The sequence below is a fragment of the Streptomyces deccanensis genome, from assembly GCF_022385335.1.
GTDB classification, from domain to species: domain Bacteria; phylum Actinomycetota; class Actinomycetes; order Streptomycetales; family Streptomycetaceae; genus Streptomyces; species Streptomyces deccanensis.
In genome coordinates, this window is sequence record NZ_CP092431.1 from 3,920,651 (window position 1) to 3,934,410 (window position 13,760).

14 protein-coding genes and 1 pseudogene are annotated in these 13,760 nt (G+C 70.2%); 4 read left to right on the plus strand and 11 right to left on the minus strand.

All coding sequences use genetic code 11. The features are described from left to right. Nucleotides 1-15: 15 nt before the first annotated feature. A complete protein-coding gene (locus tag L3078_RS17460; RefSeq protein ID WP_239754732.1) occupies nt 16-987 on the minus strand; it encodes a GlxA family transcriptional regulator in 972 nt (323 codons plus the stop codon). Between the two features lie 143 nt (nt 988-1,130). On the opposite strand from L3078_RS17460, the gene L3078_RS17465 reads away from it, so the two are divergent. Then, entirely contained in the window at nt 1,131-1,592 is a 462-nt protein-coding gene (locus L3078_RS17465) for a protease (protein ID WP_239754734.1), read from the plus strand. Between the two features lie 157 nt (nt 1,593-1,749). On the opposite strand, the pseudogene L3078_RS44950 reads toward L3078_RS17465, so the two are convergent. Then, a pseudogene (locus L3078_RS44950) lies at nt 1,750-1,908 on the minus strand (IS630 family transposase); the annotation flags it as partial. Between the two features lie 59 nt (nt 1,909-1,967). Next, nucleotides 1,968-2,777, minus strand: coding sequence for an SDR family oxidoreductase (locus tag L3078_RS17470; RefSeq protein WP_420864074.1), 810 nt, complete (start codon nt 2,775-2,777; stop codon nt 1,968-1,970). A 129-nt stretch (nt 2,778-2,906) separates the two neighbouring features. Between L3078_RS17470 and L3078_RS17475 the strand changes: the two genes are divergently transcribed. Continuing rightward, nucleotides 2,907-3,110, plus strand: a complete 204-nt coding sequence (locus L3078_RS17475) for a recombinase (RefSeq protein WP_239754737.1) — start codon at nt 2,907-2,909, stop codon at nt 3,108-3,110. A 100-nt stretch (nt 3,111-3,210) separates the two neighbouring features. On the opposite strand, the gene L3078_RS17480 is transcribed toward L3078_RS17475, so the two are convergent. Beyond that, entirely contained in the window at nt 3,211-3,840 is a 630-nt protein-coding gene (locus L3078_RS17480) for a class I SAM-dependent methyltransferase (protein WP_239754738.1), read from the minus strand. Between the two features lie 153 nt (nt 3,841-3,993). On the opposite strand from L3078_RS17480, the gene L3078_RS17485 reads away from it, so the two are divergent. Next, a complete protein-coding gene (locus tag L3078_RS17485; RefSeq protein WP_239754739.1) occupies nt 3,994-4,494 on the plus strand; it encodes a levansucrase in 501 nt (166 codons plus the stop codon). Here the strand turns inward: L3078_RS17485 and L3078_RS17490 are convergent. The 3 genes from L3078_RS17490 to L3078_RS17500 all read right to left on the minus strand — a co-directional run bounded on the left by L3078_RS17490 (nt 4,485) and on the right by L3078_RS17500 (nt 8,112). After that, nucleotides 4,485-5,015, minus strand: a complete 531-nt coding sequence (locus L3078_RS17490; protein ID WP_239754740.1) for a hypothetical protein — start codon at nt 5,013-5,015, stop codon at nt 4,485-4,487. The genes L3078_RS17485 and L3078_RS17490 overlap by 10 nt on opposite strands. Before the next feature lie 162 nt (nt 5,016-5,177). Beyond that, nucleotides 5,178-6,638 carry an MFS transporter gene (locus L3078_RS17495; RefSeq protein ID WP_239754741.1) on the minus strand — a complete coding sequence of 487 codons (1,461 nt, stop codon included), beginning with the start codon at nt 6,636-6,638 and terminating at the stop codon, nt 5,178-5,180. A gap of 127 nt (nt 6,639-6,765) precedes the next feature. Further along, entirely contained in the window at nt 6,766-8,112 is a 1,347-nt protein-coding gene (locus L3078_RS17500) for a DUF445 domain-containing protein (RefSeq protein WP_391807847.1), read from the minus strand. Nucleotides 8,113-8,350: 238 nt separating this feature from the next. On the opposite strand from L3078_RS17500, the gene L3078_RS17505 reads away from it, so the two are divergent. Continuing rightward, nucleotides 8,351-9,676, plus strand: a complete 1,326-nt coding sequence (locus L3078_RS17505) for an SGNH/GDSL hydrolase family protein (protein ID WP_239754742.1) — start codon at nt 8,351-8,353, stop codon at nt 9,674-9,676. Between the two features lie 113 nt (nt 9,677-9,789). On the opposite strand, the gene L3078_RS17510 is transcribed toward L3078_RS17505, so the two are convergent. Genes L3078_RS17510 through L3078_RS17525 form a run of 4 tightly spaced genes read right to left on the minus strand, consistent with a single transcriptional unit; the run spans nt 9,790 to nt 13,414 of the window. Continuing rightward, nucleotides 9,790-10,635 carry a DUF1707 SHOCT-like domain-containing protein gene (locus tag L3078_RS17510; RefSeq protein WP_239754743.1) on the minus strand — a complete coding sequence of 282 codons (846 nt, stop codon included), beginning with the start codon at nt 10,633-10,635 and terminating at the stop codon, nt 9,790-9,792. A gap of 34 nt (nt 10,636-10,669) precedes the next feature. Continuing rightward, nucleotides 10,670-11,701 carry an ABC transporter ATP-binding protein gene (locus L3078_RS17515; protein WP_239760358.1) on the minus strand — a complete coding sequence of 344 codons (1,032 nt, stop codon included), beginning with the start codon at nt 11,699-11,701 and terminating at the stop codon, nt 10,670-10,672. 38 nt (nt 11,702-11,739) lie between these two features. Further along, a complete protein-coding gene (locus L3078_RS17520; RefSeq protein WP_239754744.1) occupies nt 11,740-12,621 on the minus strand; it encodes an ABC transporter permease in 882 nt (293 codons plus the stop codon). Further along, complete coding sequence (locus L3078_RS17525) at nt 12,614-13,414, minus strand: ABC transporter permease (RefSeq protein ID WP_239754745.1); 801 nt, start codon at nt 13,412-13,414, stop codon at nt 12,614-12,616. The genes L3078_RS17520 and L3078_RS17525 overlap by 8 nt, the downstream gene beginning before the upstream one ends. Between the last annotated feature and the right edge of the window lie 346 nt (nt 13,415-13,760).

Here is a 13,760-nt window from a genome sequence, read left to right on the forward strand (position 1 = left end):
CGCGGCCCCCGTTCATCAGCGCCCCGTCGGCGTACTCCCCTCCCCGCGGAACGCCCGCCGATACGCGTACGGGCTCGTGCCCACCACCCTCTTGAAGCGGTCGCGGAACGCCGTCGGGGAGCCGAAGCCCGCCTGGGTGGCGATGCGGTCGACGGTGTGGTCGGTGGACTCCAGCAGGTACTGGGCCCGCCGGACCCGCGCCCGGTGCAGCCACTGCAAGGGCGTCGTGCCCGTCTGCTCGCGGAAGCGGCGGTTCAGCGTACGGGTGCTGGTGCCGGCGTGGAGGGCGATGTCGTCCAGGGTCAGATCCCGCTCGACGTTCTCCTCCAACCAGCGCAGCAGGGGCTCCATCGTGGCGCCGGCGGGCGCCGGGGGCTGGTCCTGCACGATGAACTGAGCCTGGCCGCCCTCCCGTTCGAGGGGCATGACACACATCCGCGCGGTGAACGCGGCGACCGCCGAGCCGTGGTCCTTGCGGATCATGTGCAGGCACATGTCCATGGCCGCGGCGGCGCCCGCCGACGTCAGGAACTGGCCGTTGTCGACATAGAGAACGTTCGGGTCGACCGTGATTCCCGGATGACGGGCCGCCAGATCGGGGGCGGCGATCCAGTGCGTGGTGGCGCGCAGCCCGTCCAGCAGACCCGTCGCGGCGAAGAGGAACGCGCCGACGCAGATCGACGCGATCCGCGTCCCGCTCGCCGCCGCGGCGTGCAGCGCCTCCGTCACCCCCGGCGGCAACGGCAGGGTCGGGTCGGCCGTCCCCGGCAGGATGATGGTGTCCGCCTCGGCCAGCGCCTCCAGCCCGTACGGGGCCCGCACACTGAACGGCCCCGCCTTCACCATCCCGTCCCCCGCCGCCGAGCAGACCCGCACCCGGTACGCCTCCCGCCCGTCCGGCAGCCGCGCCCAGCCGAAGGTGTCGACGGGGGCCGACATGTCGAACGGGATCACGTCGTCGAGCGCCAGTACGGCCACGGTGTGCATGGCGGGAGCGTAGGCCCCCACCGGGTTCCAGCCAACAGGATCCGGGTGCCCCCTGCCCCACCGTGATAGTGCTGGCGAGAATCCGTTGGAGCCTGGCAATCCTGCCACTCCTGTGTGGCCCTTCCCCGCCCTACCGTCCCCTCGTGACCAAGTTCCTCCTCTCCCTCCACGTCCTCGCCGCGATCATCGCCGTCGGGCCCGTCACCGTCGCGGCCAGCATGTTCCCGCCGAGCGCCCGCAAGGCGCTGGCCGAACCCGACAGCGAGCGGGCGGTGTCGGCCGTACGGCTGCTGCACCGGATCTGCCGGGTGTACGGCGGTGTCGGCATCGCCGTGCCCGTGCTCGGGTTCGCCACGGCGATGAGCATGGGCGTGCTGAAGGACACCTGGCTGATCGTGTCGATGCTGCTGACCGCCCTCGCGGCCATGGTCCTGCTGGCGCTGGTGCTGCCCCGGCAGGAGGAGATCCTGCAAGGGATCGGCGGCACCGCCGTCGACACCCGGACCACAGCCCGACTCGCCATGTTCACGGGCATGTTCAACCTGCTGTGGGCGACGGTCACGATCCTGATGATCGTGCGCCCCGGTTCGACCACGGGCGCCTGACTTCCCAGCACGCTGGGGTGATGTCCGAGGTGAGGCCGGTTTCGGCGGGGCATCCGCTACGTCGCAGCAGTAACCAGTTGCCCTCGGCGGGGTTGAGGTCCCGTGCGTACGCCGCCAGGAAGGAGCAGTAGGTGATCCAGTCGTGGGTGTCGATGAACTGCCGCCATCGTTGTACCGACCGCACGCTGACACGTGACTGCTTGGCGACCGCGGCCTTGCCGTGTCCCCATGTGAACAACTCGGCCGCCTGCATCCGGCTGCGCTCGTGAAACGCCCGTCGCTCCGCGCTCGGCCCGCCCCCTTGCGGATACCTCATATGACCGGCCTATCGCGACAACGGCACGTTGTCGGCCCCGCGACCTCACGCCGGCAAGGTCAGAAACCCATGCCGCCGTTGCTCTGGAGAAGCTGGGCGTTGATCCATCCGCCTTCTGCAGAGCAGAGGAAGGAGACGAGATTCGCGCAGTCCTGCGGCACACCGAGGCGTCCCAGGGGCGTGAAGCGGATCATGTCCGCCTTCTGCTCTTCGGTCATCCACCCTGTGTCGGTCGGGCCGGGATTGATCGCGTTACAGGTCACTCCCAGGTGGGCGAGCTCACGGGCGGCCGCCAGCGTGATCCGGTCCATCGCTCCCTTGCTTGCCCCATAAGGCAGGTTGCCGGCCGTGTGGTCGCTGGTCAGGCTGACGATTCGCCCGCTGCCATGCTGTCCGCGGAACCGCAGCCCGTACTCCCGGATCAGCAGCCAGGTTGCCCGCGCATTGACCGCGAAGTGCAGATCGAAGCTCTCCACCGTGGTGTCCAACAAGCCGGAGTCGACCGACTCGCAATGGCAGAGCACCAGCGCCGTGACGTTTCCCAGTTCGCGCTCGACACGGTCAAAGAGCTGAGCTGGCACGGCCGGGTCGCTCAGGTCCGCCTCGACCGCAAGTGTTCTCGCCCCGAGGGACGCCACCTTCTTCTGCAGCTCTTCGGGCGCACCCGGCTCCATGCCCCACTGCATCCGCGCGTCATACGGAGTCCAGTACGTGAAGGCCACATCCCACCCTGCCCGGACCAGATTCAGCACCACGGCCGCCGCGATCCCCGCCGAACGGCCCGCCCCCGTGACCAAGGCAAGCGGGCGCCCCGTTTCTCCCACGTGCTGCCGACTCCCCAAAGGCGTCTCACCAGTCATGATCCTCATCCTGGCGGGCCGTCCTTCGCACGGCACCCGATTTCCCCGGTCGGCGCCACGGTCACACACGAACTCGGCAACTGCGCTCGCCCTGACGGATCTGCCTGCCAACATGAGCACGGCTGCATCCGCTGCCCGATGCTCCAGGTCAACCCGAAGATGCTGCCGCGGCTCGCGGAGGTCGAGAAGAACCTGGCCCTCCGCCGCGAGCGGGCCGAGGAGAAACAGTGGCTCGGCGAGATCGAAGGCATCGACATGACCTTGACCTTCGTCCGCACCAAGCAAGCCGACTCCGCCAGGCCCGCCTGCAGCCACCCTCCCGGATGGCCTGTCGGCGACTGACCACCACTCCCGGCACGCGATCTCGATGGTCAGGCTCAGGACTGCCGCGTCACCTCCTGACCGGCCAACCTCTGTCAGCCCTCTTGGGAGTTCTCGCAGGTCACGGGCAGCGGGCCAGCATGTGTGTGTCGAGGAAGCCGCGCTCGGACGCCGGGTCGTGGAACAGCCGAGCCACCGTGACGAGCCCGGCCTCGGCCAGCAACTCGGCGAACCGCTCCGCCGGCCAGCTGTAGGCGGGCGCCACCTTGTGATCGAAGCGGACCGGCTCCGGCCCCTCCGTGCCGAAGAAGGACACCAGGAGCAGACCCCCTGGTGCCAGGACACGCACCTGCTCAGCGAGCAGCGCAGGCAGTTCTTCAGGTGGGGTGTGGATCATCGAGTAGTGGGCCAGCACTCCACCGAGCGTGCCGTCCTCGACCGGCAGGGCCTCCATGCGCGCTTCCTCGAACCGCAGCGCCGGCTGGGCCCGCCGGGCGTGGTCAATCATGGCCGGGGAGATGTCGATACCGAAGGCGTCCAGCCCCAAGTCGTGCAGCATGGCCGTCAGATGGCCGGGTCCGCACCCGACGTCGGCCACCCGCGAGTTCCCCGAATCACGCACCAGCTCGGCGAAGGTGCCGATCATGTTCCGCGCGAACGGACGCGTCTCCAAACGACTGGTGAACATCGACGCGTAGAGCTCGACGACCCCGTCGTACGCAGCCCGGGTCTCATCCTGGTGTTCCAACACGGGCAGGACGCTAACACTGCCGTTCACCGCATCCCCGCGCCGGCCGTGATCCTGCTCGTCCCGACAATGAAACTCGCCGGACTCGACTGGGACGCCGCCCCCACCGCACACCACTGAACTTGACTTGGTGCGGAGAAGGGGCATGATCCGGCCATGCATCCTCAGCAGACGCCCTCCCAGGCCTACCTCGCCTCCGTGGCCGCCCGTCTCGCCGCCGACGAATGCCGTACCTGGTGGGAGGAGTGGGCCGGGGTGCCCGTGCTCATCGGGCGCCGGGCCGACTTTCGGTGGAGGTGGATGGGGACGAAGCTGCACCTGTTCACGGTCGCGGCGGCGGTCCAGGAGATAACCATCCCGACCATCGAGACCTTCACCGACCAGGTGCTGACGTACGCGAAGAAGACCAAGGGTGGCCTGCCGGCCGGGATCCAGAACGGCATCGGCGCGTTCCCGGTCCTGGTCAGCGACCGCGTGGACCCCGCGGCCGTCCGCTGGGCGGAGGCCCAGCAGCGCAACAAGTGGGCGTGCATGGCCCGCCCCGTGGTGGTCGACAGCACCCAGCAGTACGTGGGCTCGTACCGCGGCACCCCGGCCATCGGCCTCGCCTACTCGTCGTTCTTCGAGGAGAAGGCCCGGCGCTACTTCTACGGCTGACGGGCGCCCGAACGGCGGCCGGGCGGCGGCTGTTCGGCGAACCGGGCGGTGACCGCACCGTCCTGGGACCGGCTGTGGATCAGCCACCGCTCGTCCACCGGATCCGTCCGGAACCGGCGTGCCACCGAGGACACGACCAGCACCCACGCGCCCAGCACCAGCGTGAAGAAGGCCCAGGACAGAGGCCAGACTGCCGCGTCCGGCGGCTCGGTGTGGGCGTGGAAGGCGATGTACATCAGCGCGGACGGCGGCACGGCGACCAGGAGCAACGGCCAGGCCAGGGCGTCCCGGTGGCCGAAGTAGGCCGCGAGGACCAGCAGGACGAGGGCGAGGGCGACGACCCCCGTGACGGTCACGGGGGTCGTCTCCGTGAGGGATCCCTCCAGTTCGGGCCGGTCGCGCAGGTCCCAGGGGAGACAGAGGCGGTACGCGGCCGCGGCGACCGCGGCGCCGAGCAGGCGAGTCAGCCAGCGTTCCGGCCAGGGCCGCGTGCGCAGGGGGCGGAGCAGCTTCTCGGTCATGCGTACGAGGGTTCCCGTACGACCGCCGAGCCGACAGAGTACGGATACTCAGACGGCGGTACTCATCCGTACGCGGGCCCCGAAGGGGCGCGGGGAACTGCGCGACCAGCCCCCACGCCGCCGCAGCCGACGAACAACCCCACCCGGCCCCCAGGCGGAGCCTTACGCGGAGCCCCGCGCCGACAACGGCTCCGCGATGTCCTCCAGCGACCGCCGCTCCGCCCGCACCGCGAGGAACGCCGCCACCAGCCCCGCCGCGCACATCAGCCCCGCGCCGATCTGGAAGGCGAGGACGGTGTCGGCGACGACGCCGGACTCCGTCAGCTCGGCGAAGATCAGCGGCCCGCTGATACCGCCGGCCGCCGTGCCGATGGCGTAGAAGAAGGCGATGGCCATGGCCCTGGTCTCCATGGGGAAGACCTCGGAGACGGTGAGATAGGCGCTGCTCGCCCCGGCCGACGCGAAGAACAGCACCACGCACCAGCAGGCCGTCAGGGTCACCTCGTCGAGCGAACCCCGGTCGAACAGCCAGGCCGTGCCGAAGAGCAGCACACCGGAGAGCAGATACGTCCCCGAGATCATGATCCGCCGACCGACCGTGTCGAACAGCTTGCCGAGCAGCAGCGGGCCCATGAGGTTCCCGGCCGCGATGACGGCGAAGTAGTAGCCGGTGTCGGAGGTCGGGACGTCGTAGAACGTGGTGAGGATCGCGCCGAAGCCGAAGGTGATCGCGTTGTAGAGGAACGCCTGTCCGATGAAGAGGGAGAAGCCGAGGACGGCGCGGCGGCGGTAGCGGGAGAAGACCGTACGGGCGATCAGGCCGAAACCGACGCTGCCCCGCTGATGGATGGTCATCTCCCGGTCGGCGGGCGGCAGCGGGTGCCCCTTCTCCTCCTCGACCTGTTCCTCCACCTCCGCGACCAGCCGTTCGGCCTCCTGTTCCCGGCCGTGGATCAGCAGCCAGCGGGGACTTTCGGGGACGTTGCGCCGCACCAGCAGGATCACCAGGCCCAGCACCACGCCGAGGGCGAAGGTCAGCCGCCAGCCGACGTTCGCCGGGAAGAGGTCGGTGTTCAGGGCGACGATCGACAGCAGCGACCCGCCGATCGCGCCGAGCCAGAAGCTGCCGTTGATGACGATGTCGACGCGGCCCCGGTACTTGGAGGGGATCAGTTCGTCGATCGCGGAGTTGATGGCCGCGTACTCGCCGCCGATACCGAAGCCGGTGAGGAAGCGGAAGAGGAAGAACCACCAGGTGGAGAAGGAGACGGCGGTCAGCGCGGTCGCCGCCAGATAGACCACCAGCGTCACCATGAACAGCTTCTTGCGGCCGAACCGGTCGGTCATGTGGCCGAAGAAAAGGGCGCCCGCACAGGCGCCGGCGACATACAGGGCAGCCGCTATGCCCGTGACCTGCGCGGAGGAGATCGGCAGCCCGCTGCCCTCCTCGGAGAGCCGGCCCGCGATGTTGCCGACGACGGTCACTTCCAGACCGTCGAGGATCCACACGGTGCCGAGGCCGATCACGATCGTCCAGTGCCAGCGCGACCAGGGCAGACGGTCCAGGCGCGCCGGTACGGCGGTGGTGATCACACCCGGTGACTTCGGGGCTGTGACGGACATGGGCTGGGGCTCCCTCCACTTCGAGCGAACCCGACCCGAGTGCCCTCCCGAGCAACGATCACGCCCGACCGCCGCCGCAGCACCCGAACAGCCCCGAACGGCCTACGCCCCTACGCGCCCCTTCGCCCTACGCCCCCAGCGCCCGCGACACCGTGTAGATCAGCAGCCCGGCCAGCGAACCCACCACCGTGCCGTTGATCCGGATGAACTGCAGGTCACGGCCGATGTTGGCCTCGATCTTCTTCGTGGTGTGCTCGGCGTCCCAGCTCGCGACGGTCTCGGTGATGAGGGAGGTGATCTCGGCGCGGTAGGTGGTGACGACGTGCACGGCCGCGCCCTCCACCCACCTGTCCACCTTGGCCTGCGCACTCGGCTCGGTGGCCATACGCGACCCGAGCGACAGCAGGGAGGCACGGACCCGCAGCCGCAGCTCGCTGCGCTCGTCCTCGGCGGCGGACACGATCATCGACCGTACGGCCGTCCAGGCGGAGGCGATCAGGTCCTGGACCTCGCCCCGGCCCAGCACCTCGCCCTTCAGCCGCTCCACCCGCGCCCGTGTGTCCGTGTCGGACTGCAGGTCGGTGGCGAAGTCGGTGAGGAAACGGTCGAGGGCGCCGCGCGCCGGGTGCGTGGGCGAGTCACGCATCTCGGTGGCGAAGCGGAGCAGTTCCTTGTAGACGCGCTCGCCGACCTTGCGGTCCACGAAACGGGGGGTCCAGCCGGGCGCTCCGCCCTCGACGGCGTCCATGACCTGCGTGTCGTGCAGGACCAGCCAGTCGTGGGCGCGGGTGCAGATCAGGTCGACGACCCGCCGGTGGCCGCCGTCGGTGACGACCCGCTCCAGCATCTTGCCGATGCCGGGCGCGATCTCCTGGGCGTTCGCCCGCCGGGTGATCGCCTCCCCGACGACGGCCTGGACGTCCGAGTCGCGCAGCACGGTCAGCGCGCCCCGGAGCGCGGTCGCCAGTTCGGCCGTCACCCGGTCGGCGTTCTGCGGCTCGGCGAGCCACGCGCCGAGCCGGCTGCCGATGCCGACGGCCCGCAGCCGCTGCCGTACGACGTCCTGGGAGAGGAAGTTCTCCCCGACGAACTCGCCGAGGGAGACGCCCAGTTGGTCCTTCTTGGTGGGGATGATCGCGGTGTGCGGGATGGGCAGCCCGAGGGGATGCCGGAACAGCGCGGTCACGGCGAACCAGTCGGCCAGCGCGCCGACCATGCCCGCCTCGGCCGCCGCCGCGACATAGCCGGCCCACGCGCCGGCGCCCTCGTGCGAGGCCCACTTGGCCAGCACGTAGACCAGCGCCACGAAGAGCAGGAGCCCGGCCGCGATGAGCTTCATCTGCCGGACGCCGCGCTGCTTCTCCTCGTCGGCGGCGCTGAAGGTGGTCATGGTGCGGTGCGAGACGCGCGGCCCGGCGGCCGCCGCCGCGTCCACCGGATCCGTCGTCACTTCCGCCTTCGTAGGGTCGTCCATCACTCCATCCGTTCCTGTCCCCCGTACTCACATTGTCCGTTCTCCGGCGCTTCGACTCTTGGTGACGTACTCCATAGCCCTTCTGAGATCTACTCCCGGAACGAAACAGGAGTTCCCCGCGTCTGTCCGAGCGGGGGAACCGATGGGGGTTCTCGCAAGCAACCCCCATCCCATGACGCATCATGGGGTGATCACATCGGAGCCTCGGGGCTCCACAGCCCGAGGAGTTACACACCGCATGACCAAGCAGCACGGTTATGCACTGCTGGCAGCCGTCGCCGCCCTGATCGTGGCGATCTCGGCCGCGATATACGTCGGCGTCGGCATCGACGACGGCTCCCAGCGCCAGGAGACGTTCGCCCGCGCGCCCCACAACAGCGCCGCCCCCGCCTCCACCGGCGTCTGGGTCGGCGCGTGGGCCGCCTCACCGAGCGGGTCGGAGGCGGGCACCGAGCGGAACGGCTTCGCCGGCCACTCGGTGCGCAACGTGGTGCACACGACCGCCGCCGGTACGAGTGCCCGCGTCACCCTGTCCAACCTCTACGGCCAGCAGCCGCTGACCATCACCCACGCCTCGCTCGCCGTCGCCGCCTCGTCGGACACCCCGGCCGCGGCGGCCGAGACCATGCGCCGCCTCACCTTCGCCGGCAACCCGACCGTCGTCATCGCGGCCGGCCGACAGGTGGTCAGCGACGCCGTACGGGTGCCGATCCCGCAGGACAGCGACGTACTGATCACCACCTACTCGCCGACCCCGTCCGGCCCGGCGACCTACCACGCGCACGCCCGGCAGATCTCCTACACCGCCGAGGGCGACCGGGTCGCGGACGTCACCGGCGAGCCGTACACCACGCAGTCACTGCACTGGCGGTACGTCACCGCGCTGGACGTGCTGAGCAACGACTCCGAGGGCACGGTCGTGGTCCTCGGCGACTCGCTCACCGACGGCATCACCTCCACCGTGAACGAGAACCGGCGCTGGACGGACGTCCTCTCCGGCCGCATCCGCGCGGCCGCCGGCTCCTCCGACACGCCCCGCTACAGCGTCGTCAACGAGGGCATCAGCGGCAACCGCGTCCTGACCGACGGCAACGGACGGCCCGCCGACAACCCCAGCGGCCTCAACCGCTTCCAGCGCGACGTGCTCACCCGTACGGGCGTCAAGGCGGTCGTCATCGACCTCGGCGTCAACGACATCCTGAGGAACCCCGGCCGCGCCGACCCCCAGGCCATCACCGACGGCCTGCGCCGGCTCGTCGACCAGGCCCACGCGCGCGGCCTGCGCGTCGTCGGCGCCACGCTCATGCCGTTCCACGGCCACCGCGGCTACTCCGACCAGCGCGAGTCCGTCCGCCAGGCCGTCAACGCCACCATCCGCTCGGGCAACGTCTTCGACGCCTACGTCGACTTCGACAAGGCCCTGCGCGACCCCTACGACCCCCGCGCCCTCCGCCCCGACTACGACTCGGGCGACCACCTGCACCCCAGCGACAAGGGCTACGAGCGCATGGCGGAAGTCTTCGACCTGGAGCAGCTGAAGGGGTCGGCACCGGCGAAGCTGTGATGGTCGTCCCGGTTCAGGGGAGCGCCCCGAAAGGGGCGCGGGGAACGGCGCATCTCTCAGGGGCGCGGGGAACGGCGCGAGCAACCACGACGCACCCGCACCCGGCAGCCGCCCTAATGCCCCCTCCCTCTTCCCCGCCGCCGCTCCCGCTCGTCCCGCACAGCGTCCCGCACCTGCTCCATCGCCTCCCGATGCGCGTCGCGCATCTCCCGCGCGTGATCGCGATGCGACGCGTGCAACTCGCGCCGGGCTTCACGGCGCTCCAACCGCTCCTGCCGCCGCGCCTCCTTCAACCGCTGCCGCTCGGCCTTGGGAACCTTCCGCTCCACCCCGCCCCCGCCCCAGAACGCGAACCCGGTGAGCACCACGCGCGGAGCGCCCGGCTCCCCGGGCACCCCCTCCTCACTGTGGTCGAAACCGCCCATGATCCCGATGCCCCGGACCACGACCTCGACCCCCGGCGGCACGATCACATTGATCCCGCCCATGATGGCCACGCAGTTGATGACGACCTCGCGCTCCGCGAAGTACGCGTCCCGCAGGTCCAGTTCGCCGCCGCCCCAGAACGCGACGCAGTCGAACCGCGCGGGCACGGTCCACCGCCCCTTGCGCTCGAACCCGGACATGACCGCCACACCCCAGGTGGACGACCCGTCGCCCCCGACGATCCGCTCCGGCCAACTCGCGTTCTCGGCGGGCCCCTTGACCAAAGACACGGACGGCGGCGGCACGACGGCCGGCGGCGCCACGGCCCCCGCACCGGGCAGGTCCCGGGTGATCGGCGCCAACTCCCCGTACGTCCGTGCCTTGTACGTCGCGTCCAGCCGCTCCTCGAACTCCTCCATGTCGAGCCGCCCCTCCGCGAGGGCGTCCCGTAGTTGCTCGGAGACTCGTTCACGATCGGCGTCGGAGGCACGAAGATCCGCGGCGGCCGGAAGATCCGGCAGGTCGTCCGTCATACGAATCAGCCTACGAGGAACCCCGTACGGGGGGCTACGACACGGCCGACCCCGGCTCCCCCACCCGTCCCGCCACCTGTTCCCCCGCCTGTTCCCCGACCCGCTCTGCCTGCTGCGCGTACATCTGGGCGATCACGGCCTCGATGTCCGGTTCCCGCACGGAGAGGTCCACCAGCGGATACGCGGACGCGATCCGGGCCACCAGCGGGGCCGCCGACTCCGACGCCGGGAACGCCAGCCACTGCCGGGGCCCCTCCACCCGTACCACCCGGGCGGGCGCGGCCTCGATCGGCGGCAGCTCCCGCTCCAGGTCGACGACGAGCGTCCGCTCGCTCTCGCCCACCTCGTGCAGCCCGGTCAGGGGGCCGTCGTACATCAGGCGCCCGTGGTCGATGACCATCACCCGGCGGCACAGCTGCTCGATGTCCTGGAGGTCGTGCGTGGTGAGCAGCACGGTCGTGCCCCGCTCGGTGTTGAGGTCCTTGAGGAACGCGCGGACCTTGGCCTTGCTGATGACGTCGAGCCCGATCGTCGGCTCGTCCAGGTACAGCACCTCGGGGTCGTGCAGCAGGGCGGCCGCGATGTCCCCGCGCATCCGCTGCCCGAGCGACAGCTGCCGTACGGGCACGTCCAACAGGTCGCCCAGTTCGAGGAGTTCGACACAGCGGTCGAGGTTCTCGCGGTAACGGGCGTCCGGGATGCGGTACATGCGGTGCGTCAGCGCGTACGAGTCGATGAGGGGGAGGTCCCACCACAGGGTCGTCCGCTGTCCGAACACCACGCCGATCCGCCGGGCCAGCCGCGTCCGTTCCCGGGAGGGGTCGATGCCGGCGACCCGCAGCCGGCCCCCGCTCGGCGTCAGGATGCCCGTCAACATCTTGATGGTGGTCGACTTCCCGGCACCGTTCGGCCCGATGTAGCCGACCATCTCGCCCCGCGCCACCGTGAACGAGATCGAGTCGACCGCCCGCACCTCACGCCGTTCCCGGCGCAGGAACCCGGTCTTCCTGCGGACGTCGAAGACCTTCTCGACGCGGTCGAGTTCGATGAACGCACTGTCCGTCACCGAAGCGCTGTCTTTCACCACTGCGTTGTCTGCCACGCTCAGCTCCCTGTACTCCGATATGAACGCAGCCCCGCCCGCCAGGCCACTCCCGCCAGCGCACAGCAGGCCACCCCGACCAGCGGGGGCGCGAAGGCCAGCCAGGTCGGCAGGTCGAGGGGGTAGGGGCGGCCCAGGACGTACAGTCCGGGCACCCAGTTGACGAAGGCGAGCGGCAGGACGAAGGTCACCCCGCGCAGCAGGTCCTTGGCGAAGAGGGCCGGCGGGTACTGCAGGAGGGTCGCGCCGCCGTACGTGAAGGCGTTCTGCACCTCGGAGGCGTCCTGCGCGACGAACTGGAAGGCCGCGCCGCCGACGAACACCGCCGCGAAGATCATCCCTCCGCTGCCCACCATCAGCGGGATCATCAGCACCTTGGCCGGGGTCCACGCGATGTCGAGCGTGGCGAGGGCGTAGCCGAGGACGAACAGCCCCTGGGTGATCCGGCCGAGGCGGCGCAGCGCGAACTTGTCGGCGGCCACCTGGGCGAGCACCGGCACGGGGCGCACGAGAAGGGTGTCGAGCGTGCCGTCGCGCACCCTCCGCCCCAGCCGGTCCATCGAGCCGATCATCAGGTCGGCGAGTCCGAAGGCGACGGCGGAGGTGCCGTAGAGCAGGGCGATCTCGGGCAGGGAGAACCCGCCCAACTCGTCGACCTGGGAGAACATCAGCAGGATCGCGACGAAGTCGAAGGACGTCGCCGCGAAGTTCCCGAAGGTCGTCATGGCGAACGAGGCACGGTAGGCCATGGTGGAGCGGATCCACATGGCGGCGATCATGCGGTAGGCGCGCAGGCCGTCCCGTACGCGGCTGTACGTCCCGTACTCGGCGAACGGGTTCTCGCGCTCGGCGCCCGTGACGGCGCGCTCGTCCACGTCAGCCACCCTGGACCACCACCTTCCGGGTCGCCGCCGACTGGATCAGCCGGCCGACCGCGAGCAGGACCGCGGCCCAGGCGAGCTGGAAGGCGTACGTCCCCCACGGGTCGGCCTCGCCCAGCAGCACGTCCGCCGGGGCCTGCAGCAGCGCGGACCAGGGCAGGGCGCGGGCGAGGTCGCCGAGCGCGCCGGGGAAGACGTTCAGCGGGAGGAGCATCCCGGAGAAGAAGACTCCGGTGAGCCAGGTGATCTGCATCGCTCCGGCGCCGTCCAGGAGCCAGAAGGCCCACAGCGCGACGATGTAACGGATCGCGAAGCTGACGAGCGCGCCGAGGGCGACCGCGACGAGACAGGCGAGCCAGGGCAGCGGGCCGGAGGGCAGGGCCAGGTCGAAGAATAAGGCGCCGCACACCATGGGCACGACACCGCGTCCCAGCAGCTGGAACAGGGCGCGGCCCATGTCGGCGGCGAGCCACCACAGCTGGAGGTCGACGGGCCGGTACAGGTCGACCGCGATGTCGCCGGTCCGGATCCGCTCGATCAACTCCTCCTCGAAGCCGACGCTTCCCAGCACCATGACCGCGAACATGGCCTGGCCGACCCATACATAGGTGAGGGCCTGCGCCTGGTCGTAGCCACCGAGGTGGGGCTTCTCGTGCCAGAGGGCCATGTAGGTGTATGCGAGGATGAAGCCGAAGACGGTGTTGGTGAACACCCCCGCGGCGGTGGCCACCCGATATGTCGCGTACCGCCTGAAACCACCGGCGGCGACGGCGGCGTACAACCGCCCTGTGCCCACGAGGAAACCCCCATCCGCTGCGAAGAGTTAGGCGAAAGGCCGAGGCCTGGACCGATTCGGGCCGAAGCGAAGAAGCCTAGTCCGCGGCCGGAGCGGTCCGCCACGCGTTTTCGGGGCGGATCGTGGGGCGGACGGTGGCTCCCATGGGGCGTGCGGGGCACGTGCCGCGATCCGGGAACGGATCGCACGGTACGAGAGTCTTCACTCAGGGGCGCAGAACCGGCCCGGAGTGGGCGCAAAGCGTACGAGTCCGTACGGAAATGAACGTACGACGCGGAAACAGGAGCACGGCAGCACGATGAGCGACGAGCCGCAGCCGAAGCGGAACGGCCCGGGCTGGGCACCG

Bases quoted from the DNA above. Each gene is read 5' to 3' on its own strand.
- L3078_RS17460 (WP_239754732.1), bottom strand. From the start codon at position 987: ATGCACACCGTGGCCGTACTGGCGCTCGACGACGTGATCCCGTTCGAC.
- L3078_RS17470 (WP_420864074.1), bottom strand. From the start codon at position 2,777: ATGAGGATCATGACTGGTGAGACGCCTTTGGGGAGTCGGCAGCACGTG.
- L3078_RS17475 (WP_239754737.1), top strand. From the start codon at position 2,907: ATGCTCCAGGTCAACCCGAAGATGCTGCCGCGGCTCGCGGAGGTCGAG.
- L3078_RS17485 (WP_239754739.1), top strand. From the start codon at position 3,994: ATGCATCCTCAGCAGACGCCCTCCCAGGCCTACCTCGCCTCCGTGGCC.
- L3078_RS17490 (WP_239754740.1), bottom strand. From the start codon at position 5,015: ATGACCGAGAAGCTGCTCCGCCCCCTGCGCACGCGGCCCTGGCCGGAA.
- L3078_RS17495 (WP_239754741.1), bottom strand. From the start codon at position 6,638: ATGTCCGTCACAGCCCCGAAGTCACCGGGTGTGATCACCACCGCCGTA.
- L3078_RS17500 (WP_391807847.1), bottom strand. From the start codon at position 8,112: ATGGACGACCCTACGAAGGCGGAAGTGACGACGGATCCGGTGGACGCG.
- L3078_RS17505 (WP_239754742.1), top strand. From the start codon at position 8,351: ATGACCAAGCAGCACGGTTATGCACTGCTGGCAGCCGTCGCCGCCCTG.
- L3078_RS17510 (WP_239754743.1), bottom strand. From the start codon at position 10,635: ATGACGGACGACCTGCCGGATCTTCCGGCCGCCGCGGATCTTCGTGCC.